Raw genomic sequence first — 24276 nt, 5'->3', positions numbered from 1 at the left:
GCGAGGTGATATCGCCGCTTGATGCGAGAGACTAGGTATCCTCATTTCAAGGGTGAGGTCAAGTTGAGGAGCAAGTAGCTCGCTACCGCTAGCTACTAATGTTAATGCGCGATCGCAACGTAACCCCATCAGATTTGCTCATCAGTGAGTGCGAACTGCCTTGAGCGCTCACTATGGCGGGAAAAAATCCCTTGCCAGCTACCAAATCCCCACCAGCAGAACTACCAAGCATCGATTCTGACTGGTAAGATTTTCACCATCATAAACGCATTCCTCCCTCTCATCTGTCAAGACGGGAGAATAGGGAATCTATATAGAGGAGTTTTAAAAGACTCCTCTATATAGCGCATAATAACGAGGTGCATACTGCTTTGACTGTTGTTTTGAACCGACTTTTGCCTGATTAGCGGTGTCCTTGTGACGTTTTGTGCAATGTCGTTGCCATTGTCGGCAGGCAACGAAGTAAAATCTTCAGGCATTTGGGATTTGTCAATGGTGCTCTAATGTGTCCGCCGCACCAAGCGAAGGCTCTAAACAGCCTAGGGCTTGTTGGGACTTCAACGAGAGCGTATTGTCCTTGTTCACTCTTAATTGAGTAACAAAGTAGAAAGCAGGTAAACAAACTACAACAGTCACGTTAGCCAAGCGTCTTCTGATGCTTTGGCGATCGCGCTTCATCATCGTCGCCTGCCTCAAACAGTGGACTACTGATTATTTTGTCCACGACGTTTACAATGTGCCTTGGCTCTATGGAAGACCGCTACAGCCCACAAGAAATGAATCACGTTAACGAGTTGATTTGCTCAGCTCCTTTCTTCACGGGCTTGCCCGAAGGCAGTGTGGAGAAAGCCACAGCTCATGTCGTCACCCGTGGTCATCCAGCTAATCGGGTCATTCTCCTGGAAAATGACTGGGGTGGCTCCGTGTACTTTATCTTGGAGGGTTGGGCAAAGATTCGTACATACAATCTCGATGGCAAAGAGGTAACGCTCAATATTTTGGGTAAGGGAGAACTCTTTGGTGAAATGGCAGCCTTGGATGAAGTGCCTCGTTCTACAGATGTCATTACCTTGACGCCAACCACTATTGGAAGTGTTCCAGCACAAGATTTTGTCCAGTTAATTCATTCCGAACCTCTGGCTGGTGTTCGTTTGGCACAGCTAATGGCAAAACGCCTGCGGCAAGTCAATCGTCGCTTGCGTTTACGAGAGTCAGACAGTGTGTCGCGAGTCGCAGATACATTGTTATTTCTCGCCGAGAGTCAAGGCAAAACCCGACAGCAGGGAACAGAGATTCCCAACCTGCCCCATCGAGAACTCAGTAGCCTCAGTGGCTTGGCACGGGAGACAGTCACCAGGGTATTGACTAAGCTGGAGAAGAAAGCGCTAATTAAGCGCGATCACGATATTCTTTGTATTCCCGATTTACAAGCCTTGGAGAGAATTATTGCGTAATTAGTCAGTTGTTAATAGCACTGGGTATGGCTAATGGTTAATTTCATCCTTCATCCTGGGCTACGAGGGAGCGGCGCTAATCAAAGTTGTACATAACTTGATCTTTTTTCCCCAATCTCCTATCAACTATGGCCTTTCAGAGAATTCTTGTTGCCGTCGAGCGATCGCCATTGTCTGAGTTTGTCTTTGCTCAAGCACTGGAATTGGCGCAATTAAATCGCGCTAGCTTGCGGTTGCTGCATTGCCTCACCCACGAAGTGATTGGGCAATCAACAACGCCAATGTCGATGCCGACAGGTACCTATCCCGAGGCGATGAATTTTAACTATCCCACCCAACACCTCCTGATTGAGGAGCGCATTGAGGAGGCAAAGGATTTACTCAAGCGCCACTCTGAGGAAGCCAAGAATCAAGGAGTGCCAACAACAGCAGATTACAAAGTTGGTGAGGCGGGGGTGGTACTGTGTGAAGTTGCCCAGCAGTGGGGAGCCGATCTGATTGTGGTAGGGCGTCGAGGTCGGACGGGGCTACCAGAGGCGGTGCTGGGAAGTGTGAGTAATCATGTTATGCACCACGCTCCTTGTTCAGTCTTGGTGATACAGGAGGTAGAGAAAGAAGCACCTGTAAACACACCCTCTGACCTTTCCTCGGTAGTAGTTAATCCGTCACACCCTCAGACGGAGGGTTAAAGTGGAGATCGGTCAAGAGTTTAGTAAATTTGCATGAGCGATTCCTTTGATGACGCCCACCTTAATCAGAATGCTGATGATGAAGCACCCAACGGTAAGCCTTCAAAATCGGTAACCCAATCCCAAAGTGGCAATGAAGTAGGGCAGGACTTGGAGCCTAACCAGGGTTTGAAGGCGTTACCGAAGACGGGACTGACAACTGACCCCATCGTGATGGTGGAAACGGCATTTCTTGCCAGTACTGCCAGCTTGATTTGGCTGATTAATTATTACTTTCCTTTAGGGCCAGTGTGGCGGATGTTTTTCCCCATCCCGATTGCGCTGGTTTATTTGCGGCGAGGAAATCGCGCCTCCTGGATGGCAGCGTTGGTGTCGGGGTTACTGCTTTCGGTGCTAATGGGCCCGACCCGCAGTATCTTGTTTGTGATTCCCTATGGTTTGATGGGTGTCCAGTTAGGGGTGATGTGGAAACGTCATGTCGGCTGGTTGTGGTCGATTGGGGTGGGGTCAATTTTAGGGACGATTGGCTTCTTTTTCCGGTTTTGGCTGCTGTCGTTGCTGTTGGGTGAAGACCTCTGGGTTTATGTAATGACCCAGATTACCCAATTATTGGAGTGGGGGTTTGTCAGGCTAGGGTTGCTGGCACAGCCGAGTCTGCCCTTGGTGCAGGCGATCGCGATCATCTCTATTATCATCAACCAAATTGTTTATCTATTTGTGGTTCATCTCGTGGCACTGTTGATGCTCGATCGTTTGGGCAATCCGATCCCACGACCACCGAACTGGGTGCAGGTCTTGCTGGATTACGAATAATTAAGATGATTCGGGTTTATACGCAGGCGTCACAGGGTGATCAATGGTTGCGGCGCTATCGCGGACGCTCTCCTGTTTTGGCTTGCGTGTTGGGATTTACAGCAACGGGGCTGATCCCTGGGATCTCAGCCGCTGGAGCAACGCCGGATGACCGCAGGTATACAGCGATCGCGGATGCGGAATTTCTCTACAATGGGCCGACAATTGCCCCCCAGTATCCCTTACCCCCACTGACGGCTGGAGCCTCACCCGTACTGATTTCTCGTGCTGTCGTCGAAGCCTTGAGTATTCCTCTTTATTTATTCAATGCGGGTTTACCCCATCCCCCTGCTGTTCCCGCCATTAACTTGGGGGGTGTTCCGGCAGATTGCCTGAGCACGGGTGCTGCCTTACCCCTAACCATCGTTAAACATCTGTTTGAGCAAGGCTTGCAGTGGGGGCAGACCCTGGCGACGGTGGTTGGCGATCGCTATGTAATTATTAGTGAGTGTGTTGTCGGGGGAACGACAACCGCTCTTGGTGTGCTTACAGGCTTAGGAATTGCCGCAACAGGCAAAGTTAATAGCTCTCATCCCACCTGCAATCATGCTCAGAAGTGGGAGATTGTGCAAGCCGGGTTGCGTCAGGCTGGGTTAGAAGGTCAAACGGCTTTCGATCCCCTCAAGCTCGTCGCTGCTGTCGGCGATCCCATGCAAATTGTGGCGGCAGGGATGGCGATCGCTGCGAGTCGGAGTTGTGGGGTCTTACTAGCAGGAGGCACGCAAATGCTAGCTACCTATGCCCTGATAGCAGCAGTGGCTCGGCATCACCACCTAGCATGGCAACCCCAAGAAATCGTCGTAGGCACAACCCGCTGGGTCGCGGAAGACCCAACTGGAGATACAGTCGGTTTAGCACAAGCTGTAGGCTCGGTGGCGCTAATCGCAACATCGCTAAGTTTTGCCCAGTCTCGCTATCCTCAGCTTCAGTCCTACGAAGCGGGATATGTCAAAGAAGGTGTTGGGGCTGGAGGTTGTGCGATCGCTGCTCACTTAACAACCGGCTGGGATCAAAGAAAACTTCTGCAAGTGATTGAAGCAGTGGTAGAGCGATACAGCCAAAACCATTAACTGGGCTGAAAGGAAAACTTCGGTGAGCTAGTAAGGCTTGATATTTACTGATCAAGGCGAGCCGTAAATCTGTTCTACCTTGACGAGTTAGCTTAAGAATGAATGCGTTGGGATAGTAGCTGTTCTTCGAGAGCAGCAATGCGGTTGTAGGCGGCTGTGAGTTGGGCTGTCAACCGTTGTATTTGAATGTCTGGAGTGATCGTGCTGTTGGTATTGTGAGCGGAATTGCTTTCTATGCAATTACTATCAACCAATACATCTTTATGTGTCATTGCGGAGTTAATCCGACTGCTTGAGTAGGAGGGGAAACAGCGATCGCTTAGTGAGGAAGGAGAGCCTACCTGAACTGACATCTGCCGAAAGTCAGACAACGATTCTGGAATTTTGTGGCTCAGTTGCTCAATGATTTGATATAAAGCGTCTACTTTATGGTTCAACGTTGTGATTTGTTGTTGAAGTGCATCCATGCGATTGCCTTGTCCCTATATGTGCTTTATATGTGCTTTTCTCATGCTATGCAACTTATTGAGAAACTACGCCTAGTTTTGAATCATTTAAGTGTTGCTTGACTATTTATAAGCCTTTTAAATAATTCTCCTAAAGTTCTTAGGCAAGCGAATTTGAATAGCATAAGTCAGCATTTGCTGTTCTGATTCTATCTTTCGTTTACTAAAAATTGACTGATCCCCACTTAATCGCGGAATATCTTTATGTTTCTCAGTAAATGTGAATTGAGCACTCACGCTTTGGGTAAATGTACTTAGTTTATTTGTCTGTATTTTTATAAGGAAAATCGCGCAAAGCGCTTATATAGCCAGAGAAACAGCAATAAATAGCGATAATATTTAATTAAGAAAGATTAATCCACAATGTGTCATTAGTAGCGAAAATTTCCTTTTGTGTCAATCTTCAACTCGATATAAATCTGCTAGAGATTATTGGTATAAAGGAAAACAAAATTCCTGCTTCTTGCTTCAAACAAGTAAATCTTAATTTTCTACCTATAGATTGAGGTCAATCTAAAAAAACATGCTTAAATTTCAGGAATTTTTTACAGCTTGTACAGGTTTATGGAAAACGGAAAGAACTTATCATTCCGTTCTTCAAGGTGAGATAGAACGCTCTTATACAGAATTTAGAGTAGAAACCCTAAGAAATGACGAGAAACAGCAGATTTTGTCCTTGTCTCAATTTGGGGAAATAAAAGTAGATATGGCAAAAGCGACAGTTGAAGGGACATGTCCGGGATTTGCGATCGCCTTTGACACGGTTTCCGAAACGGGCGAAGAAGTGTCCATGAGTTTGAAGGCACTCTTTGTTCCCGATCAATATGTCAGTATTGATACCGAAATGGAGATGCCGCCTTTACCCGCAGGGGCGATTGTTCCTGAAGCCGAGGAAGTCGTTCAGGGCTTTTACTGGCGGGATCAGGGCTACTCTGAAGCCGGGGCGATCGCTAGTCGCTTTACCTACCTTCCCAGTCGGCAAACCCTAGAGATGACAACCTACTACCGTCGTTCTGTCGCTGTCGATCAAATGCGCTTTGTCGCACCAGATATGCGACTTCGCACCATCATTACCTACCAACGCCCAGAAGAAAACGTTACCCCCACCGTCATTGACTTAGTTGGCTTTGGTGTAGAGCGACGACAGGATTGAGGGACGAGGGAGTAGAAGCGAAGGATAGAATTGTCTCTAGTCGGTGATAAGGAAAGTATGGATCGACGATCGTTTTTAGTGAGTGCCGGAGGGCTGGCACTGTCACAGCTCACAGCAGGCTGTAGCCGTGGCAGTTCCGCAGATTTAAAAGTGCGGCTGTTAAAAGATTCCATTCCCGCCCAGCTAACGGGAGAATTTCGTAGGGAATTGCAGCAACCTAGCCGCCTCAGTTTTGACCCTGAAGAGCAACTCAAGGAGTTATTCAATCGTCTGCAAGCTTGGAAAAAGCAGGCGACGAATAGCGATACTCCCTCATCCTCCCCCTTTTCCTTTGCTAGACGCCAGCCGCCAGCCGTGGCTAATTTGGTGACAATCGGTGACTTTTGGCTAGCACAGGCAATTCAGCAGGAATTGATTCAACCGCTAGACATCGCTGAACTGTCTGGGTGGCAGCAACTTCCCAATCGCTGGAAACTGTTAGTTGAGCGAAACTCGCAAGGGGAAGTGGATAAATCTGGAGCTGTCTGGGGGGCACCGTATCGCTGGGGTAGTACCGTCATTGCCTATCGCCGGGACAAGTTCCAGGAGCTGGGCTGGACACCCACGGATTGGAGTGACTTATGGCGTCCAGAATTAAAAGATCGTATTTCACTCTTAAGCTCGCCGCGAGAAACAATCGGACTAACCTTAAAAAAACTAGGGCACTCCTACAATACGCTGGATTTAGCCCAGGTAAATAACCTAGAAAAAGAATTGCTGGCTCTACATCAACAAGCCAGACTTTATAGTTCCGACAAGTACCTGCAACCTTTGATGTTAGGTGATACCTGGTTAGCAGTGGGATGGTCTACAGATTTACTATCCTTGCGATCGCACGATCCTCAAATTGAGGTAGTCGTTCCGCGATCGGGAACCGCATTGTGGGCAGACTTGTGGGTACAACCGAAATCCAATGCCAATCCCAACTCAGATCTAGTAAAGCAGTGGATTAACTTTTGCTGGCAACCCGAACCCGCCATCGAAATCACCCTATTTAGCGAAGGTACCTCACCCATCATTAACGGGATGAAGCCCGCTAACCTACCGAAGGATATCCAAAGCAATCCGTTACTCCTACCAGACGAGGAAATCCTCGATAGAAGCGAGTTCTTGCTTCCCCTACCCAAGGAAGTGCAGGAGGAGTACCTGTCTCTGTGGCGAGAAGTTAGAGTTTAGCGATTGATGCGGCTAATAATCCCATCCCCTGTCACTTAACCCAGAGTAGTGCCGCAGGTAAGGTATCAGCGTAGCGAGGCATAGCATAATTTAAAGCCGTCTCGCTGTAGCCGCTCCTCTGTTCACCTGCAAGCCCTCAATCAAGGATTGCACCTCAATTGAACACTTTAGCGGCTCAGTGCTGAAATTACAGGTGTAGGTGGCAATGGGTTCTACTGGCTCGTTAGGTGTTCTTACCTGCTGATCATCAAACACTCTGATGTTGTAGCCATAGTCTCTTGCTGTCGTGCCAAATTTGTTGATAAAGCTATAGCGTCCGATATAGTCGAGAATGCTCCAATATTGTCGATTAACGATGACATCTACCCGACCTTCGTCTGGGTAAGCAAGCCAGTTGAGTACCATTTTTCCGGCAAACTGTTCTTTTGCCCACCAGAGACTAGGCTCTGTAACGCCAGTTTGAGAAATTGTATTGGCAGTGATGACATTGCGCTCAGCCAAGGAGACATCTGCCCCTAACAATTCGGCTTCTAAAGGGGCATCCGAAGGGGGTGGAACGGCTACGCTTTGGGCTGACGCTGCCGAAGTCAGGGGTAATAGACAAGCAGCAATCGGTATGAGGTAAAACGGTATGTGTCGAAGGTGGCGGAGTAAAAATTTAACCTTCATTGCTGCTCGTTCTTGGCTTAAGGAGTCTTTCTTCACTATAGTGACTGCCTCAAACAATGAGAGTTCCTATCCCCACAGTCGCCGCCGGGGAGGGCCATTCAGACGTTGGTGTGTATCAGCTAGCAACGCTGGGATATCTAGCTGTTCGGGACAACGGGGTAGGCAATCACCGCAACTGTTACAGCGATCGCCTTTATTGCCAGGGAACCAATGACCCGCATTTTCAAACATTTGATAGCGGTATTCCCCAAATTCGGTCATGTCGTAGGCAACGGCTAAGTTACGGAGTCGCAGGATTTCGGGAATATTGATCGTTTCTGGACAAGGGAGACAGGCGTAGCACTGACTGCACAAGTCAGTTTTTAGGGCGTCTTTGAGTTGAGTTTCTAGCTGCGCGATCGCGTCCAATTCTACAGCACTCAACGGCGTATCCTGATCGGCAACAGCTAGGGGTTCCTCCAGTTCGGTAGGGTTAGCAGCACCAACACTGAGGGTGGTAATGCTAGGGTTTTGCAGTAAAAATCGGTAATTTAGGGTCAGCGGCGAGACAGGATCACATAGTTGTTTCAGCTTCGCGGGTGGGGTGTAGAGGCGTCCTCCCTTATCAGCCGGGGAGATAATGAACACCCCCATATCCTTTTGGTGGGCTAAGTCCACTGCCGCTGCATGGCGTTGAAAAAAGTAATAGTAGTGAAGATTAATAAATTCAAACAAATCTGTCTCAATTGACGCCAGAATCACTTCTAGCGGTGCGTGGGTAGAGAATCCCACATGGCGCACTTTTCCTGCGGCTACAGCCGCTTTGATGGCTGGCATACAGCCTGTAGAAGATTCAACCCACGCCAAATGTTCCCAAGTATTAATGCCATGAATCGCTAAACAATCTAAATAGTCCAGTTGCAGGCGCTCTAGGGATTCATCGATCCATTGATGCATTAAGCCAGCATCAGGCGTCGGCGGCAGTTTGGTCGTGATGTGCAGTTGCTCCCGTGGCACGGATAAACCCGATTTAAGGATTTGTCCTAGGTAATGCTCGCTCTTACCGTAGCCTCTGGCAGTTTCTAGATGATTAATTCCAAAATTTACTGCCTGTTGGATAGTTTGTTGGGCGTTGGTGAGGGAAGCCAAGCAGCGCATCGTTCCCAGCGAAAACACTGAAAGGTGTAAGTTGGTTTTGCCAAACCGCCGATAACGCATTAGTAATTATTTGTCCGTAGTCACTAGTACAAAAAACCAATGATCAAGACTAAAGTAGCTGTGTGAAGAACGCGATGTGATGTACAGACTTGGATTAGGCTTCTCCGGTTTTGAAACCTTTGCGCTGAGTGAAATCTTCTGGGCGCAGGTTTGAAACGAAGTCTCGGAAAGCGCGACGTTCTTCTTCATCCGCATCGCGATCGACGGGAATGGACGCATCAGCAATCACTTCTTCCATCACCCAAATTGGGCTGCCTGTCCGCAGCGCGATCGCGATCGCATCGCTAGGACGAGCGTCGATTTCCTTCTTGGCTTCTCCCTGACGTACACAGAGGATGGCATAGAAGGTATTGTCCTGGAGTGCATGAATGATGATGCGCTCTAAGGACATATTCCATCCTTCAAGGACATTAACAATTAGATCATGGGTCAGGGGTCGAGGAGGTGCCTGTTTTTCGATCGCACTGATGATAGCTTTGGCTTGGTCTTGCCCAATATAGATGGGAAGCGCACGTCGCTCTAAAGCATCTTTGAGTAGCACAATCGGGCTGCGTGTAACAGCATCTAAGGCAATTCCAGCAACTTTCATTTCAATCATCAGCTTGACCTCTTGAATACGGTCGGCATCGGGGACACTCTTTGTGAAGCGGTAAACTGGTACTGGATGGATTGAGACCGGAAACACTGACTCTATTTCTATTTTTCCTCACTTCATCGGTCAACCGTAAAACCAGTGCTTGCATACCTGATTCAACTGGGTTCAGCAAGGCTGCACTATCTCAGTATGCCCCAGTCTCCGAATGATTGTGCCTCGACTTCACGAAAAAATCACAAGACTGTGCTGGAGCTGATCCCGGTCATTACAAAACCCACTTAAGCTAACTAGTTCACCCATAAGCCCGTGTTTACAGGATTAATTCAAACCTTAGGAACCATTCAACCGCTAGGAGGCGATCGCTTTGAGCTAGCCTGCGGCATCAACGCCACCTCGCAGGTAATCTTACAAGATCTTGCCATTGGCGACAGTATTGCCGTCGATGGGGTTTGTCTGACCGTTGAAGAAATTTTACCCGACGGCTTCATTGCCACGGCTAGCGACGAAACTCTGAATCGAACAACCTTAGGGCAACAACATCATTCCGCTGCCTATGTCAATTTAGAAACCTCAGTACGAGTGGGTAGCAAACTCGGTGGACATTTCGTTACAGGTCATGTTGATGGCATTGGCTGCTTGCAGGAAACCGTACAAACACCTAATTCTTGGGAAATGTGTTTTGCTGCCCCTCCCGCATTAGGGGAGGTGTGGCAACGCCAAATTGCCCGCTACTTAGTTACCAAAGGTAGCATTGCCGTCAACGGCGTTAGCCTAACTGTGGCAGATTGCGACCCTCAAGGAAACTGGTTTAAAGCCGCCGTCATTCCCCATTCCTATGTCCAGACCAACCTCTCCCATCTCCAAATCGGCAGTTGGGTGAACATTGAAAGCGATATTTTAGGCAAGTACGTCGATAAACTCCTCGGTCATCGCCCAACAGCCGCTACCTATGCCGGAGAAGAAATTTCCCCCACTTTCCTAGCAGAACACGGTTATCTATGAAGTATGAAGTATGAAGTATGAAGGGTGAAGTATGAAGGGTGAAGGATGAAGGATGAAGGGTGAGTGTAGTTATCCTCTGCTCCCCTCTGCCCCTTATCTCCCCTGCACCCCTGTCCCCTATCTCCTCATCCCCCTGCTCTCGGTGCTCCCGACTCACCGACTCAGCCCTCAGCCCTCTTTTCATCCTTCATACTTCATCCTTCACACTTTCCTAAACGCCTCCAACGCGAGAATTTGCCTGGGCGGTTTGCAAACTTTTTACAAACTCAGCTAGGGAATAGTCAAGATGATTAGTAGCATCAACGGCAATCCAACCATCTGAGGTCTGGTGTCGCCATTCAAAGTGGAGGTGAGGGCCAGTAGAATTACCCGTACTGCCGACACGACCAATGACGGTTCCTTGTTCTATCCACTCACCGGGTTGAACATAGACTTCTGATAGGTGGGCATAACGAGATTCTTGCGTACCGTCTTCGTGGCGGAGAACGACCATCAAGCCATAGCCACCTTGGAAATCCGCCACTGCGACTTCACCCTCATAAGCGGCTAAAACAGGTGTTCCCATTGCTGCTCCGATATCTGTACCGTAGTGGAAGCGGCGATTCCCACTAATTGGATGCACCCGCCAGCCAAAAACTGAGGTGATCGAAGCGGGAATGGACAACGGGAAGATCAGACTTGTCTGACCATTACCAGGCAATGCCTGAGGGCGACGAATGGCATTGTATAAGATGGAATCTTTGGGCGGCTGCACCGTCTGGAATAGTGCTCGTGTCGTGCGTCGGGCAGTTTGTTGGATGCCAACAGAACCAACTGAGGTAAATCTCCGGTTGACGCGGGGCACAGCCGCAACAGATCTTTGTCTAACGGGAGGTCTGACGAATTGCGGTGTTGATGTTGATAGAGAACGCCCAGAGTTGATTATCGGTTGAGCAATGCTAGCGGTTTGTTGTCGGAGGATAGCTGTGCCTTGATTAGACCGGGCGACTGAACGAGTGGGTACAGTGACGCCACAGACTGCACTGGTGAGCCGACCATTTTGGGAAACTGTTTTGCACCCTGTCGCGCGATCGCTCAACACTACTGAAGCGGGGCTTTGGTTCCTGCGAGTTGTCCCCACACTATAATCTGTACGGTCGATATAGGCACTGCTGGCATTTCCTGGGGTACTGGCATTCTCTTGCGGGAAAGTGGGGCTGAGAATGACCTGAGGAGGTCTAGCGATCGCATCAGAAGGTACTGATATGTTGGGAGCACTCAGCGTTGGTTTCTTCGGGGCTGAGGCTGCCGTTGGCGCAGGGGTTGAAACGGATGGGGCAGGTTTGCGGAGAGCCGATGCCGGAGCGGGTTTTGGTGCCCGAGGAGGTGGAGCCTGCACGACGGGCGCGGGTTTACGACGAACCGGGGCGACTGGCGCAGGGGGAGCAAGTTTTGGTACCGCCCTAGGTGCTGGTGCTGGGGGAGGTGGAGCTTGCACTACAGGTGCTGGTGCTGGAGGCGGTGGAGCTTGCACGGCAGGTGCTGGTGCTGGGGGAGGTGGAGCTTCTGGGATAGCGGGGACAATCACATCTATAGGTGAGTCACTTTGTGCCATCACCAGACTGCCACTTAAAAAGCCGAGACTGCCCACTAAACTCAGTCCTTGGATCAGCCGAGGATGCCGATAGAAGACGCTTAAAAGTGTGTAAACCTGCTTATCTTTGGTCATTTCCGACTCACTTCTCATCACTCACTGCATAAAGTATTGTCAACGTCAGACAGCCGCTTACAGTCTTAGAAACCAACATGCTTTTACCCTGGAGTTAGAAGAATCAGCGACCGTAACCCAGACTGATTGTACCGGGCTTGAGGCATATTTCCGAAGGAGTAGTTGCTGAGTTTAGACGAACTTGCAACTCGCCTGTCGATGTAACACCGACTACAACACCCGATTGCCCGTTCACGACAACGGGACATCCCTGATGACTCAGAAGTTCCAGGTAAGACGGCAGCAAGGCTTCAATTCCGGCTTCTGACCAGCGTTGGTAGCCAAACAACAACCCCTGTAAGGTAATGGCGGCTAGGGTTTCTAGGGAGGTTATTGGAGGAGATGGGGAGAGGGGGAGATGGAGAGAGGGGAAGTTTTTTCTCTTTGTTTCTTCGTCTCTCTCCCCAGACAGACTGTTTAATTCCATCCAAGATTTCAGAGTAATGCCAGTTTCAGGGACGGAATTGTCCCAATTGATGCCGATGCCGATCACAGCTTTGGTAATTTGCCCGGAAGCAATGCGGGTTTCGGTGAGAATGCCACCAAGTTTGCGCCCATCTAAAAGTAAGTCGTTGGGCCACTTGAGGAAAGCTGGAATGCCGTAAACTCTTAAGGCTGTGGCAATTCCCCAGGCACTACAGAGGGTTAGTGGGGTACTGTTAGCGGCAGGAATGTTGGGAAAGAAGGCGGCTGAAAGGTAGAGTCCACCCAAACTGGACTGCCACTGGCGTCCCCACTGACCTCGTCCGGCTGTTTGTTGTTCTGCAATCACAATTTCCGTTGTTGCACCTTGGTCGAGAAGTTGCCAAAGGGTTTGATTTGTGGAGGGCAGGGTCTCAAAAATTTTCACCTCAGGCAGTGGAGGCAGTGCTTTGAAAAGGGCTGTTGAGGTGAAGGCGGCGGCAAACTGTTGCTGATGAAAGACCACGACAGCAGGTCAAATCAATTGTTGCTTAAGTTAGCATAGATTCAACCCTTGCGATTAAGTTTATTTGCCCTCAGGGGAGTTTTTGCCTCGATATCAAGCGAATTTGACTAAATTTCAGCAAAATCATTTTATGCATACCTGGCACTGGCACACTTGGGAAGGATTACCCTACCTAACCTGTAGCCTCTTAAAATCCTGGTCGCACGGCTTTTTTACCCAGCAGTTTTCGCCGCGCCTTCCTACAGAATTAGTTGATGTTCTCCAGCCGGGTGCTGCGGTTTATCGAGTCAAACAGGTACACGGTAATACTGTGCTAACACCGACTGAAATTGAGCAGGTAGAGGCGGTACAGCAGGACGCGGAAGTAATGGAGCGATCGCCTGCCGATGGCATTGTTACTGAACAAATAAATCAAGCGGTGTGGGTTTGTAGTGCCGACTGTACTCCGGTACTGATTGCCGATACTCAAACGGGACAGGTGGCGGCGGTTCACGCAGGTTGGCGGGGAACGGCGACGCGGATTGTCCCGGAAGCGATCGCGCGGATGATTGATTCGGGTAGCGAGTTAGAGAACTTGCTAATTGCCATGGGGCCAGCGATCGCGGGAGAAGTCTATCAGGTTTCAAATACCGTTGCGGCGGAAGTTGGAGCCAGCCTTATCGATTCCGATTCTCCAGAGGAAATTCTCTACGCCTTGCAGCAACTGCAAAATTCACCCATCCTTGATGACCCCAAACCGGGACGAGTGCGTTTAGATGTGCGGCGGGTGAATGCCTTGCAGCTTGAGCAACTGGGGATCAGCGATCAGCAAGTAGCGATCGCACCTCAATGTACCTACTCCGAACCCGACTATTTCTTCTCTTATCGTCGCGATCATCTCAAAAAAGTTCAGTGGTCAGGAATAGTAAGTAAGAAATCAGATTAATGGCTAGTATTTCCACAACTCCTCTCTACTTAACCCAAACACCTCACCGTGGCTATCACTGGGAGGGTAGTAGCGATCGCTTCTTTGAAGGTTGGTACTACCGCGTTACCTTGCCTGATTCTGGGCAAACCTTCGCGTTTATGTATTCCATGGACGACCCCATTGGAGGGAAACCCCATAGCGGCGGCGCGGCACAAGTCCTGGGCGCTGACGATGGCTATGTATGGCGTACTTTTCCAGACGTTAGTAAATTTTGGGCATCCCAGGGAGTTTTGGCGTTAGGGCATTGGGGAAAAACAGATTTAGCTGTAAAACCCACTTATCTCAACCCCGTTGAGTTTGAGCGCCACGTTCAAGAGGGCTATCAGGCAACAGCAACCCTCAATCAAGGCTTCATCCAAAATCCCGGAGATGGCTCATACTGTCGCTGGCAGTACGAAATTAAGCCGATTTACGGCTGGGGAGATGCGGGCAAGCCACAGCAGTCCACCGCAGGCTGGCTATCTTCGTTGCAAATTTTTGAACCCGGCTGGCAAATCTTGATGGCCCATGGATTAGCGACAGGCTGGATTGACTGGAATGGTAAGCGTTACGAGTTTACAGACGCCCCAGCTTATGGTGAGAAAAACTGGGGTCGTGCATTTCCTAAAAAATGGTTTTGGCTCAACTGCAATAGCTTTACCGATGCCACTGACCTAGCTTTGACGGCTGGCGGTGGCAGTCGGGAAGTGCTGTGGTGGCAAGAAGCCGCTGCCTTAGTGGCGATTCACTATCAAGGAGAGTTTTATGAATTTGTCCCCTGGAACTCTCAAGTTTATTGGCAGATTGAGCCTTGGGGAAGCTGGCAAATGCAAGCCCGCAATGAGCAGTATGACGTTACCTTAACGGGGAAAACTAATAAACCTGGAACACTCCTGCGGGCACCAACGGAGGACGGTTTACGCTTTTTCTGCCGCGATACCATGCACGGTCAGCTAACGTTGGAGCTTAGAGACAGACGCAGGAGACAACCCCGAACCATCTTGAAAGCCAACAGCTCGGTTTGTGGGTTGGAAACGGGAGGTAGCCCTTGGGAGGAGCCTTGGATATCCAGTGCCGACTACTCTTTGATTCGCCGTGTCATTCAAGCAACGGGTATGGTTTAGAATTAAATCGTACTGCCGTGGGGCTGTGGCTCAGATGGATAGAGCAAGCGCCTCCTGAGTTAATTGGGCACCGTGGAGGAAACTTCATGTGTGAATGTGGTCAAATTCGGTGAACCCTAAAGAGTGAGACTACTAACACTCCAAGGCAATACCGAACCAAGCCGAATCATCAGGGATAAAGATGTTAAGCAAGATCTATATTCCTGAAATTCGGAAGGTCGAGAGACTAGACGGCCACCACCTAACGGCATTGCTGCCAATGGTGAAGGTATAGTCCAGAGAGTGGGGAAACTCACACAAATCTGAAGCGCTAGGTCGCCGGTTCAAATCCGGCCAGTCCCGTTCTTTAGCTAAATTTCAGGCAAGTTATTGGTTGCGGCTGTTAAAGGCTTGACCGATAGACTTTTCTGGCAGCTTTTGGTGGGAGTTCGCTCTATTAGAGAAAAATTTCCTTAAATTTGCCCTGAAATAGAGCGTAAGGGTCAGAAAAGTTTTATTATGCGGCTGAAGTTAATTTTTTTTCCCTTCTCAGAGCCGATTCCCCGTATCCATAGACGGGTAGGTTGGTAGGCGATCGCCATATTTCAGCAGGAGCGATCGCACTATATGTAAATCTGCACAGATTACTCACGTCACTGGTTCTCTGATTCATAACCAAGGGCTAATGACTATTGAGGAAATGCGATAAATCATCAATGTAGTGATTAAACGGGCGTGACAGTTCCCATGATCTTGAGGATTTCTTCTGGCAAGCAACGCAATTTATTTTCCCCGCCTCGGTCGTCAAAAACCCGATTATTTACCTGGTTCATGCCCTTGATGGTGGTTTCGATCTGGTTAGGTTATAAGCCGATTCAGAGCCATTTTGTCCAGCCGGAAGCGGTGTTGGTATTAGGGGGTGCGGAAGAGCGAGAACATTTTGCGGCAAAGTTGGCGCGGCGCAACCCACAACTACGAGTCTGGGTGTCTTCTGGCAGCCCAGAAGGCTATGCCAAACGGGTATTTACCAAGCACGGCATTGATCCCCATCGCCTTCACTTGGATTATCGGGCTGTAGATACGGTGACAAACTTCACCACCCTAGTTGATGACTTAGAAGCGGCGGGGATAGATAGTGTCTACTTAGTCACCTCAGATGATCACATGCGACGCGCTCGCGTGATTGGAGAGATCGTCTTAGGGAGTCGGAAAATTGTGATCAAGCCTCTCCCGGTGGCTTCGGGGCGATCGCCAGAACCAATTGAAAAAGCCCTAAGAGATGGAGCAAGAGCTGTTCTTTGGGTGACAACAGGTCATACAGGTGCCACCCTCGCTCAAATCGCTGCGAAGCTTAAGTAGCCGTCGTCTAGACAGAGGGTTCTTGCACTAGGACGTAGGGCTGTACTATCAGGGCTTGAAAGCGCTTACTTTGGTCATTATTCCACTTAACGATCTGCTCTACAGAAGGCTTTTGGATTAGTTGTTCGCTAATCCAATGCTGGACAGATAACGCATCATCGCTAGCGAGTGCCACTCCGACATCAAGCAAATCTAAATTTTGATCCACTACAACAACCACATCCCTCTGGATATGGGGTTTCAACCAATCTAATTCGGCTTCATCTAAATTTTCTGCTAATTCAGCTCTTAAATCCTTCATTTTGATATTACTAAGCGTTGACGGGAGTGCTTATTCTAGCGTCCTAGATCGTGCAGTGTATGAATTGCCTCCGTACATTGTTGAGTTACGGCTTCCAATTCCCCACGTTTTGTCGAACTAGGGGGCGCAATTATATCTCCAATCCTCACGGTGACTGGCACTGGACGGGGTATTGGTGAACCTTTTTTTAAAATTGCCTCCGTCCCCCACAGACTGACGGGCAATATCGGCACTTGTGCTTTGGCGGCAATCATCATTGCCCCTAATTTGGGTTCAGTAATCCGGGCGTCTGGTGTGCGGGTTCCCTGCAAGAACAAGCCGATTGCCCATCCTTCTGATAAACAATTGAGGGCAGCACGAATCGCACTGCGGTCGGCTGATCCCCGCTTGACGGGATAGGCACCGTACAGCTCAATTCCTTGCTTTAGAAGTGGGACGCGAAACAACTCTTCCTTTGCCATGTATGCCACAGGTCTTCTCATACAGCAGGAAAGAATTGGCGGGTCAAAGTCACTTGCATGATTACTTACCACCACCAGTGGCCCTGCTTGGGGCACCTTTTCGGCACCATAGATGCGACCGCGCAGGTATCCCTGAAAGACAGGACTAACCACTGACCATTTAAACAGGCGGTACAGGACTAAGCTGGCAAAGGGTTCGCGGTTTTTAGACATGTAATTCTTGAGAGTAAGTTTATTCAGAGCGATCGCGGACTTTTCTGTTATTTCCTAACAGGTCTACTACTTAAGGGGGTAGTAAAGCCAACTGAAAACAGTTGCATAAGCTCTTCTAATTGGGAGATATTACTACCTCAGGAGCTTAACTTGAAGGGGCGTTAACAAGGATCTGAAGCCCCTTTTCTAAACAATTCTTTTGTCCTAAGCTTTGCTTCCCTTGCTATAACTCTGTGGAGAGTGTGGGATTGTTCGCCGCCAGTTTGCATCCGTTAACGGCGACGTTTGGCGAGCCAAGAGTAGGGAGTAGAAAATTAGGGACTTCCAACAAATAAACCATCCAGAAGAGAGTTGTGCAAGGGCGGGACTTTGACCAGGATTATAATGATTTGGAAACCTACACCTACGAGCCAATAACCAAAAGTCACCGCTGGGGTACTATGGGGACTTTTGCAAGAGGTCTATTTGGAGTGATGGATAACTTCGGATTGTGCAGCTTTAATGAAAAGCTTGAAGGACATTCAGTATGACATCGAAGCGTTTTATTCCCCTGAGCGAATACCATCGCCTGCCCCAGGAACCACTGAGCGCAGAATTCTACAAACGCCAGCTGGAAGTGGTCTGTAACAATGCAACGCTCGCCCTCTTCATCATGGATGAGAAACAGCAGTGCGTGTACATGAATCCGGCGGCTGAAAAGCTGACAGGTTATAGTCTCGGTGAAGTCAAAGGGCGCATTCTCCACGATGTCATTCATCATACTCACCCCGATGGGAGTCCCTATCCTCTGTGCGAATGTCTGATCGACCAGGCTTTTCCGCAGAACAATCAAGAGCAGGGTGAGGAAGTATTTGTCCACAAGGATGGCAGCTTTTACCCCGTTGCTTATACCGCCAGTCCAATCCGAGAAGGGGACGGCACTATCGGTACGATCATTGAAGTTCGAGACATCACTCAGGATAAGTTAGACGAGCAAGCACGGCAGGAGCTAGACCGGGCGAAAACCGAGTTCTTCAGCAATGTCAGTCATGAGTTTCGCACGCCACTGACGCTGATGCTAGGGTCGGTAGAGGATGCCTTAGCCGATGAGTCAGAACCGCTGTCCCCCCGGCAGCGCGAGCGGATGGATATGCTGCACCGCAATGGTCTGCGTCTACTGAAGTTGGTCAATACGCTGCTCGATTTCTCCCGCGTGGAAGCCGATCGGATGCATGCAGTCTACCAACCAACCGATTTAGCTCAATTCACAACAGACCTTGCCAGTACGTTTCGCTCGGCAATCGAGCAGGCAGGATTAAGCTTAAGGGTCGAATGTCCGGCATTGCCAGAACCAATGTACGTCGATCGCGATATGTGGGAGAAAATTGTTTTAAATTTACTCTCTAATGCGTTCAAGTTCACGTTCCAAGGCGCGATCGCCGTGCGGCTTTGGGCAATTGAGAATCACGTTGAGTTGCAGATTGAAGATACGGGGGTTGGCATTCCGCCAGAAGAGTTACCGCATTTATTTAAGCGATTTCATCGGGTTAGTGGCACCCCGTCCCGCACCCATGAAGGCTCCGGTATTGGATTAGCGTTAGTGCAGGAGTTAGTCAACTTGCATGGTGGCGCGATCGCAGTTACCAGTCAGGTCGATCGTGGCACCACATTTACTGTGACCCTTCCTTTTGGCAGAGCGCATTTACCGCCCGATCACGTTCGAGTCACGCCGAGCCAAGAAGTTAGCGATCGCCTCCAACCCGTATCCACCGCTGTTCGAGCCGAAGCCTTTGTGCAGGAAGCTTTAAGTTGGCTTCCAGACAACATTCCTGATGGGGTGCCAGATGAAATTATTTCCTCAACCATCACGACCTCTATTCCCCCCTCCTCCACCCGAATTCTGATTGCCGATGATAATGCAGACCTGAGAAACTACCTTAAACGGCTACTGGGCAACCATTACCAGATTGAAGCCGTGAACGATGGGTTAGCTGCCCTAGCTGCGGTTCGGCAATCTCCACCGGATTTAGTCCTCTCCGATGGGATGATGCCGGAAATGGATGGGTTTGAGTTGCTGCGATCGCTGCGCTCAGATCCGCAAACACAACATATCCCGATCATCTTGTTGTCTGCCCGTGCGGGGGAAGAGTCTCGCATTGAAGGCTTAGAGGCTGGAGCCGATGATTATCTCATCAAACCTTTTTCTGCCCGCGAACTCTTAGCACGGGTGGAGGCAGCCCTGAAACTGGCTCGGCTGCGTCAGGAAGCAGCGCGTCGAGAGCAGGAATTGCGGGCGGACACAGAGTTAGCGCAACGTCAGCTCGCTCAAATTCTGGAGAATATGACCGATGCCTTTATCGCCTTGGATCGAGACTGGCGAATCACCTATCAAAACGCCGCAGGAGAGGATCTAAACGGCAAACCTCGAAGCGAAATTATCGGTAAGACGCAATGGGAGGAGTGGCCCGCTTCGATGGGGACAAATGTGGAAGTTCAATACCGTCGGGCAATGGCTGAACAGGTTCCCGTCCACTTTGAACATCATTACTACTCACCACCCACCTATGACATCTGGGTTGAGATCCACGCTTACCCTTCCGAAGAAGGTCTGGGAATTTTTTACCAAAATATTACCGATCGTAAACAGGCAGAAGCAGCCCTGCGAGAGAGCGAGGAGCGTTTCCGCACCTTGGCTGACAACATCGCCCAGCTTGCCTGGATGACAGACGAGAACGGATGGATCTTCTGGTATAACCGCCGCTGGTTTGACTACACAGGCACGACATTAAAGGAGATGGAAGGTTGGGGCTGGCAGAAGGTGCATCACCCGGAACATATTGAGCGCGTGACGGAGAAATTTCGCAACTGTGTTGAGACGGGGGAAGCCTGGGAAGACACATTCCCCCTACAGGGCAAAGATGGGCAGTATCGCTGGTTTCTCTCGCGTGCCATTCCTATTTATGACGAGCAGGGCGAGGTGCTGCGCTGGTTTGGCACAAACACTGACATTACGGAGCGCCTGCAAGCAGAACAAGAACGGGAGCGACTGTTACAGCGAGAACAGGCAGCCCGCGTCGAGGCGGAAGCGGCTAATCGCATCAAAGATGAATTTTTGGCAGTGTTGTCCCATGAGTTGCGATCGCCCCTGAACCCGATTTTGGGTTGGGTGCGGTTGCTCCAGACGCGAAAATTTGATGAAGAAAAGACGGCTCAAGCCCTAGCCACCATTGAACGCAATGCCAAACTACAGACTGAACTGATTGAAGACTTGCTGGATGTCTCTCGAATTCTACGCGGCAAACTCAGCTTGAATGTTGAGCCAGTCGATCTAGCATCCACAATCTGGGCGGCAATGGAAACCGTGCGATTATCGGCAGAAGCAAAATCAATTCAAATTCAGACCAAACTAGACCTAAATATTGGACAGGTTTCAGGGGATGCCAACCGATTGCAGCAAGCGATCTGGAACCTCTTATCGAACGCTATTAAATTCACATCCGCAGGGGGACGGGTGGAGATTCGATTAGAACGCATTGATTCTCAAGCTCAAATTACCGTCAGCGACACAGGCAAAGGCATCGCGGCTAATTTTCTCCCCTGTATCTTTGACTACTTCCGCCAGGAGGATGCTAGCACGACGCGCAAGTTTGGTGGACTGGGGTTAGGGTTAGCGATCGTCCGGCACCTGGTTGAACTGCATGGAGGAACTATTGAGGCAGAGAGTCAGGGTGAAGGACAGGGAGCCACGTTTACCCTTAGGCTGCCGCTGATGTTGACTCAACCCAGTCCAGCCCAGGATAGGGGGAGTATTGAGCTATCCACCAACTTGAACGGCATCAAGATTTTAGTGGTTGATGATGATAACGATTCGCGTGATTTTGTGGCGTTTCTGCTGGAGCAATCGGGTGCACAAGTAACGGCAGTTGCTTCTGCGATCGCGGCAGTCACGGTTCTCAAGCAATCCAAACAGGATATGCTAATCAGCGACATTGGTATGCCCGATATGGATGGCTATGCGTTGATGCGGCAAATTAGAGCCTTACCCCCAGAGCAAGGAGGACAAATTCCAGCGATCGCGCTGACGGCTTACGCGGGTGACATGGACTATCAACAGGCGATCGCCGCAGGGTTTCAAAATCATGTATCCAAACCCGTAGAACCAGCAGAACTAGTTGCGAGAATTGCAGCAATTCAACAAGCGCATTAATACTTCATTGCACAACTCTCCTAAGTAGAGAGCGATAACTGTAGCAATTATTTCTACACCAGTAGTCTGATCTGAACAAAGAATCAGACTATAGTCTGGAAAAACAATGAGGGTATTCTACATGTGTCAAGAGTGCCAGCAGGTTGTAGAACAGCTAAATATCAATGTCGATCTTTTCTTTGAAGATTTAAACAGGATTTCAGAAAAATTAGGTTTCACTAAACTCGAAGAACTTGATAAGAAAATTATTTGCCAATCTCTGTTAGGTCACTCTCCTCAAGAGATCGCTAATCTCCTAGCCAATTTCCCTTATCAAACTATTAGAGATCGATTGAGCAAGCGTATCTATGGCGCGATCGCGGAATTAATGCAAGTTGAGCAAAAGCAGATAGCCCGTAACTGGACTAGAATTATTAACTTTATACTTAATCCCCACAACGGCTACAAATTGAATCCTGCTCCTCAACTAAACAGCGATAACTTCCAGGGCAGCTTTGGCAGACAAATTTTTCTTTACCCCCCCAATCAAGAAATCGTTCAGTTTCAAATTAAAGGAACGCAACTCTATCAACGAGGGCTTTATTATCAAGCTTTGTTGTGCTTTTTAGAAGCTTGGGAACAGGAAAAAAAGATTTATGGCAGGGGAAACCCAGAAGTTTTAATCTATATCAATAATTGCTTGCTTGAATATAAACAAGCCCGTTTGCAAGAGAGGAATATCAAAACTTATACCCTTGCTGTAGTTGCTCCATTTCATCACAATCAGGGGCATGTTGCTAATGAAATTTTGCGAGGAGTTGCTCAAATTCAGTTACAGATAAATTTGCAAAGCTTTGATATGAATTACCTCAAGAGACAAGGGATTTTAGATACAGTTCTACCTAATCCGTTTTTCCCTTTAAGTAGAATGGATAACCGAATTGCCTTACGAATCCTAATTGTCAACGACCCTAATAACTTATACGATCCCTATAACCAAACAGCAGAAAATCTAGCGAACTTAGCACCTCAATTAAATCTTATTGCTGTTCTTGGTCATTATTCCAGTGAAATGACTAAAAAGGCATTAAGTTTCTATTCAAGGAATGGGCTGATTCTAATTAATTCTAGCAGTACATCTAATGAACTTTCTCATTTATCTGTGGATAAAAGTTCATCTTTTTTTAGATTGACTACTCAAGATAGTGTTAATGCTGCACAATTAATTCGTTACTTAGCAGAAACAGGTTCAGCCGCAAGTCCGAAGAAAGTAGCTATTATTTACAACAAAAATAGTAGCTACAGCACGTCCTATAAAACTACTATCAAAAAACATCTTGATCGACATAGCGAGCAGTTTGTTACCCTAAAAGAATGCGACTATATCAGCGAACATTATTATCAAGTCAAAGATTATCTAGAAAATATTAGGCAAGAGGGCGTTGATATTATTATTATCGTTCCTGATGGAGGAATCGAACCAAATTCCCTTAACAATGCGGCATTGATTAGCAGACTAAATCTCAAAAACTGCCTAGTCGCTGGTTCAGCAACATTTTACCAAGAGAATGTTTTGCATTGGATTCATGAGCAAAGTCAGTATAGTTCAATTAATCCAGATGAATGTCGGATTATCGCTTGTATTCCTTGGCACTGGAATAGCGAGAGAAATGGTTGCAATAGTTCTAATCTTCTAGCCCAGCATTTTTGTAAGCTTGGCACTCAACTCTGGGGAGACGAAAATTTAACATGGCGCAGTGCAACAGCGTTTGACTCTGTATTAATCCTTCTAAGAGTTTTAGAACAGCACCATAGTCAAGACAATCAACCGCTGCTGAACAGTCAATCTCTACTAGAGCGCATGGATTTGTATTTCAAAAGACAGGGAAGGGTAGAGGCGGGAGTTACGGGAAATATCGAGTTTGATCGAAGTGGCGATCGCATCGAGCCTCCAGCAGAAATAGTAGCTGTAAAATGGAGCGCACAACAGCAAAAATGGAAATGGACTCCACTTGGAACTTACGCCAGTAATTTGTATGTCCGCTAGTTGACTTGATAGTAGAGGATAGGAGTTTGGGAGTTTGCAGAGGTTTAAAACTTTTGTAGTCTTACACAAGATACTGCTCACGGAGTCCACGTCAACCAACATTGATTACCTTTCTGTTCTGTAATTCGGGCACCCAAGCGATGGTAAAAACTCAACCCGCGAATGTTTCGAGCGTCAGCGTTCCAAGCAAGATGAGTACAGTCATTTTCCTTAGCAATTTGAGCCAGATGGCTCATTAATGCTGCGCCTGCTCCTTGACTTCTTATCTCTTCATCTACGTATAAATCATCTAGCCATATGCTTGGTTGACCTGCAAATGATGAGTACCTGAATCCATATAGAGCGAAGCCAACCTCACGCCCGGAATCTTCTACAAACAAAACGTAAGAAAAAGGAATTGCTCCAAAAAGCGTTTTGCGGATTTTTTCCTCGGATACTCGCAAGCTCCCAGAAAAAGCACCAATATTTCGATCAAATTCTGCCTTCTTCTTGATTAACGAGAAAATCAACGACACATCATCAGGGGTAGCAGTTCTGACTTTCATCGGCAGATTCTCACCAGTTTCATGATTTTTCCCTCATCGTCTAACTTGATGTCATCTGT

General features: G+C 48.5%; 23 protein-coding genes. 12 read left to right on the top strand and 11 right to left on the bottom strand.

Annotated elements, in window-relative coordinates; all coding sequences use genetic code 11:
* Positions 1 to 88: 88 nt before the first annotated feature.
* On the bottom strand, positions 89 to 232 hold the full coding sequence (locus AC5JR3_RS19460) for a hypothetical protein (protein ID WP_495848213.1): 144 nt from the start codon (positions 230 to 232) through the stop codon (positions 89 to 91).
* 517 nt (positions 233 to 749) lie between these two features.
* On the opposite strand from AC5JR3_RS19460, the gene AC5JR3_RS19455 reads away from it, so the two are divergent.
* From AC5JR3_RS19455 to cobT, 4 genes are all read left to right on the top strand, one after another.
* Positions 750 to 1454 (top strand): Crp/Fnr family transcriptional regulator, encoded by a 705-nt coding sequence (locus AC5JR3_RS19455; RefSeq protein ID WP_495848262.1) that lies wholly within the window; start codon positions 750 to 752, stop codon positions 1452 to 1454.
* 128 nt (positions 1455 to 1582) lie between these two features.
* Entirely contained in the window at positions 1583 to 2143 is a 561-nt protein-coding gene (locus AC5JR3_RS19450) for a universal stress protein (RefSeq protein ID WP_495848212.1), read from the top strand.
* A 33-nt stretch (positions 2144 to 2176) separates the two neighbouring features.
* Complete coding sequence (locus AC5JR3_RS19445; RefSeq protein WP_495848211.1) at positions 2177 to 2956, top strand: DUF2232 domain-containing protein; 780 nt, start codon at positions 2177 to 2179, stop codon at positions 2954 to 2956.
* 5 nt (positions 2957 to 2961) lie between these two features.
* Complete coding sequence (cobT, locus tag AC5JR3_RS19440) at positions 2962 to 4065, top strand: nicotinate mononucleotide-dependent phosphoribosyltransferase CobT (RefSeq protein WP_495848210.1); 1104 nt, start codon at positions 2962 to 2964, stop codon at positions 4063 to 4065.
* A 92-nt stretch (positions 4066 to 4157) separates the two neighbouring features.
* Here cobT and AC5JR3_RS19435 read toward each other — a convergent pair whose 3' ends face one another.
* Entirely contained in the window at positions 4158 to 4532 is a 375-nt protein-coding gene (locus tag AC5JR3_RS19435; protein ID WP_495848209.1) for a hypothetical protein, read from the bottom strand.
* Positions 4533 to 5094: 562 nt separating this feature from the next.
* Between AC5JR3_RS19435 and AC5JR3_RS19430 the strand changes: the two genes are divergently transcribed.
* Positions 5095 to 5724 carry a phycobiliprotein lyase gene (locus AC5JR3_RS19430; RefSeq protein ID WP_495848208.1) on the top strand — a complete coding sequence of 210 codons (630 nt, stop codon included), beginning with the start codon at positions 5095 to 5097 and terminating at the stop codon, positions 5722 to 5724.
* 57 nt (positions 5725 to 5781) lie between these two features.
* The gene (locus AC5JR3_RS19425) at positions 5782 to 6939 is read left to right on the top strand and encodes an extracellular solute-binding protein (protein ID WP_495848207.1); all 1158 of its coding nucleotides are present in this window, start codon (positions 5782 to 5784) and stop codon (positions 6937 to 6939) included.
* A 90-nt stretch (positions 6940 to 7029) separates the two neighbouring features.
* Here AC5JR3_RS19425 and AC5JR3_RS19420 read toward each other — a convergent pair whose 3' ends face one another.
* The 3 genes from AC5JR3_RS19420 to AC5JR3_RS19410 all read right to left on the bottom strand — a co-directional run bounded on the left by AC5JR3_RS19420 (position 7030) and on the right by AC5JR3_RS19410 (position 9403).
* Positions 7030 to 7644 carry a hypothetical protein gene (locus AC5JR3_RS19420; protein ID WP_495848206.1) on the bottom strand — a complete coding sequence of 205 codons (615 nt, stop codon included), beginning with the start codon at positions 7642 to 7644 and terminating at the stop codon, positions 7030 to 7032.
* 30 nt (positions 7645 to 7674) lie between these two features.
* A complete protein-coding gene (locus AC5JR3_RS19415; protein WP_495848205.1) occupies positions 7675 to 8805 on the bottom strand; it encodes an aldo/keto reductase in 1131 nt (376 codons plus the stop codon).
* A gap of 94 nt (positions 8806 to 8899) precedes the next feature.
* Positions 8900 to 9403 carry a bifunctional nuclease family protein gene (locus tag AC5JR3_RS19410; RefSeq protein WP_495848261.1) on the bottom strand — a complete coding sequence of 168 codons (504 nt, stop codon included), beginning with the start codon at positions 9401 to 9403 and terminating at the stop codon, positions 8900 to 8902.
* 303 nt (positions 9404 to 9706) lie between these two features.
* Between AC5JR3_RS19410 and AC5JR3_RS19405 the strand changes: the two genes are divergently transcribed.
* Positions 9707 to 10402, top strand: coding sequence for a riboflavin synthase (locus AC5JR3_RS19405; protein ID WP_495848204.1), 696 nt, complete (start codon positions 9707 to 9709; stop codon positions 10400 to 10402).
* Between the two features lie 211 nt (positions 10403 to 10613).
* Here the strand turns inward: AC5JR3_RS19405 and AC5JR3_RS19400 are convergent, their stop codons facing one another.
* Both AC5JR3_RS19400 and AC5JR3_RS19395 read right to left on the bottom strand, forming a co-directional pair.
* Positions 10614 to 12110 carry a M23 family metallopeptidase gene (locus AC5JR3_RS19400; protein ID WP_495848203.1) on the bottom strand — a complete coding sequence of 499 codons (1497 nt, stop codon included), beginning with the start codon at positions 12108 to 12110 and terminating at the stop codon, positions 10614 to 10616.
* A gap of 103 nt (positions 12111 to 12213) precedes the next feature.
* Complete coding sequence (locus tag AC5JR3_RS19395; protein WP_495848202.1) at positions 12214 to 13077, bottom strand: biotin--[acetyl-CoA-carboxylase] ligase; 864 nt, start codon at positions 13075 to 13077, stop codon at positions 12214 to 12216.
* A 130-nt stretch (positions 13078 to 13207) separates the two neighbouring features.
* Here AC5JR3_RS19395 and pgeF point away from each other — a divergent pair, with 130 nt between their 5' ends.
* Both pgeF and AC5JR3_RS19385 read left to right on the top strand, forming a co-directional pair.
* Complete coding sequence (gene pgeF / locus AC5JR3_RS19390) at positions 13208 to 14002, top strand: peptidoglycan editing factor PgeF (protein ID WP_495848201.1); 795 nt, start codon at positions 13208 to 13210, stop codon at positions 14000 to 14002.
* Positions 14002 to 15147 (top strand): tocopherol cyclase family protein, encoded by a 1146-nt coding sequence (locus AC5JR3_RS19385; protein ID WP_495848200.1) that lies wholly within the window; start codon positions 14002 to 14004, stop codon positions 15145 to 15147. The genes pgeF and AC5JR3_RS19385 overlap by 1 nt, the downstream gene beginning before the upstream one ends.
* A 496-nt stretch (positions 15148 to 15643) precedes the next feature.
* On the opposite strand, the gene AC5JR3_RS19380 is transcribed toward AC5JR3_RS19385, so the two are convergent.
* Complete coding sequence (locus AC5JR3_RS19380; protein WP_495848199.1) at positions 15644 to 15778, bottom strand: hypothetical protein; 135 nt, start codon at positions 15776 to 15778, stop codon at positions 15644 to 15646.
* A gap of 95 nt (positions 15779 to 15873) precedes the next feature.
* Here AC5JR3_RS19380 and AC5JR3_RS19375 point away from each other — a divergent pair, with 95 nt between their 5' ends.
* A complete protein-coding gene (locus AC5JR3_RS19375) occupies positions 15874 to 16485 on the top strand; it encodes a YdcF family protein (protein ID WP_495848260.1) in 612 nt (203 codons plus the stop codon).
* Between the two features lie 7 nt (positions 16486 to 16492).
* On the opposite strand, the gene AC5JR3_RS19370 is transcribed toward AC5JR3_RS19375, so the two are convergent.
* The gene (locus AC5JR3_RS19370) at positions 16493 to 16786 is read right to left on the bottom strand and encodes a DUF2288 domain-containing protein (RefSeq protein WP_495848198.1); all 294 of its coding nucleotides are present in this window, start codon (positions 16784 to 16786) and stop codon (positions 16493 to 16495) included.
* A 35-nt stretch (positions 16787 to 16821) separates the two neighbouring features.
* Positions 16822 to 17460: a lysophospholipid acyltransferase family protein gene (locus tag AC5JR3_RS19365; protein ID WP_495848197.1), complete on the bottom strand. Its 639-nt coding sequence runs from the start codon at positions 17458 to 17460 to the stop codon at positions 16822 to 16824.
* A gap of 526 nt (positions 17461 to 17986) precedes the next feature.
* On the opposite strand from AC5JR3_RS19365, the gene AC5JR3_RS19360 reads away from it, so the two are divergent.
* Positions 17987 to 21646, top strand: coding sequence for an ATP-binding protein (locus AC5JR3_RS19360; RefSeq protein WP_495848196.1), 3660 nt, complete (start codon positions 17987 to 17989; stop codon positions 21644 to 21646).
* Between the two features lie 106 nt (positions 21647 to 21752).
* Positions 21753 to 23672: an ABC transporter substrate-binding protein gene (locus tag AC5JR3_RS19355; protein ID WP_495848195.1), complete on the top strand. Its 1920-nt coding sequence runs from the start codon at positions 21753 to 21755 to the stop codon at positions 23670 to 23672.
* 77 nt (positions 23673 to 23749) lie between these two features.
* Here AC5JR3_RS19355 and AC5JR3_RS19350 read toward each other — a convergent pair whose 3' ends face one another.
* Positions 23750 to 24217, bottom strand: coding sequence for a GNAT family N-acetyltransferase (locus AC5JR3_RS19350; protein WP_495848194.1), 468 nt, complete (start codon positions 24215 to 24217; stop codon positions 23750 to 23752).
* Positions 24218 to 24276: the final 59 nt, after the last annotated feature.

The sequence above is a fragment of the Kastovskya adunca genome (assembly GCF_059505785.1).
Note: the sequence above shows the minus strand (reverse complement) of the source record. Positions and strands in the feature narration are given on the sequence as shown.

Bases quoted from the DNA above. Each gene is read 5' to 3' on its own strand.
- AC5JR3_RS19460 (WP_495848213.1), bottom strand. From the start codon at position 232: ATGCTTGGTAGTTCTGCTGGTGGGGATTTGGTAGCTGGCAAGGGATTT.
- AC5JR3_RS19455 (WP_495848262.1), top strand. From the start codon at position 750: ATGGAAGACCGCTACAGCCCACAAGAAATGAATCACGTTAACGAGTTG.
- AC5JR3_RS19450 (WP_495848212.1), top strand. From the start codon at position 1,583: ATGGCCTTTCAGAGAATTCTTGTTGCCGTCGAGCGATCGCCATTGTCT.
- AC5JR3_RS19445 (WP_495848211.1), top strand. From the start codon at position 2,177: ATGAGCGATTCCTTTGATGACGCCCACCTTAATCAGAATGCTGATGAT.
- cobT (WP_495848210.1), top strand. From the start codon at position 2,962: ATGATTCGGGTTTATACGCAGGCGTCACAGGGTGATCAATGGTTGCGG.
- AC5JR3_RS19435 (WP_495848209.1), bottom strand. From the start codon at position 4,532: ATGGATGCACTTCAACAACAAATCACAACGTTGAACCATAAAGTAGAC.
- AC5JR3_RS19430 (WP_495848208.1), top strand. From the start codon at position 5,095: ATGCTTAAATTTCAGGAATTTTTTACAGCTTGTACAGGTTTATGGAAA.
- AC5JR3_RS19425 (WP_495848207.1), top strand. From the start codon at position 5,782: ATGGATCGACGATCGTTTTTAGTGAGTGCCGGAGGGCTGGCACTGTCA.
- AC5JR3_RS19415 (WP_495848205.1), bottom strand. From the start codon at position 8,805: ATGCGTTATCGGCGGTTTGGCAAAACCAACTTACACCTTTCAGTGTTT.
- AC5JR3_RS19410 (WP_495848261.1), bottom strand. From the start codon at position 9,403: ATGATTGAAATGAAAGTTGCTGGAATTGCCTTAGATGCTGTTACACGC.
- AC5JR3_RS19400 (WP_495848203.1), bottom strand. From the start codon at position 12,110: ATGACCAAAGATAAGCAGGTTTACACACTTTTAAGCGTCTTCTATCGG.
- pgeF (WP_495848201.1), top strand. From the start codon at position 13,208: ATGCATACCTGGCACTGGCACACTTGGGAAGGATTACCCTACCTAACC.
- AC5JR3_RS19385 (WP_495848200.1), top strand. From the start codon at position 14,002: ATGGCTAGTATTTCCACAACTCCTCTCTACTTAACCCAAACACCTCAC.
- AC5JR3_RS19375 (WP_495848260.1), top strand. From the start codon at position 15,874: ATGATCTTGAGGATTTCTTCTGGCAAGCAACGCAATTTATTTTCCCCG.
- AC5JR3_RS19370 (WP_495848198.1), bottom strand. From the start codon at position 16,786: ATGAAGGATTTAAGAGCTGAATTAGCAGAAAATTTAGATGAAGCCGAA.
- AC5JR3_RS19365 (WP_495848197.1), bottom strand. From the start codon at position 17,460: ATGTCTAAAAACCGCGAACCCTTTGCCAGCTTAGTCCTGTACCGCCTG.
- AC5JR3_RS19360 (WP_495848196.1), top strand. From the start codon at position 17,987: ATGACATCGAAGCGTTTTATTCCCCTGAGCGAATACCATCGCCTGCCC.
- AC5JR3_RS19355 (WP_495848195.1), top strand. From the start codon at position 21,753: ATGAGGGTATTCTACATGTGTCAAGAGTGCCAGCAGGTTGTAGAACAG.
- AC5JR3_RS19350 (WP_495848194.1), bottom strand. From the start codon at position 24,217: ATGAAAGTCAGAACTGCTACCCCTGATGATGTGTCGTTGATTTTCTCG.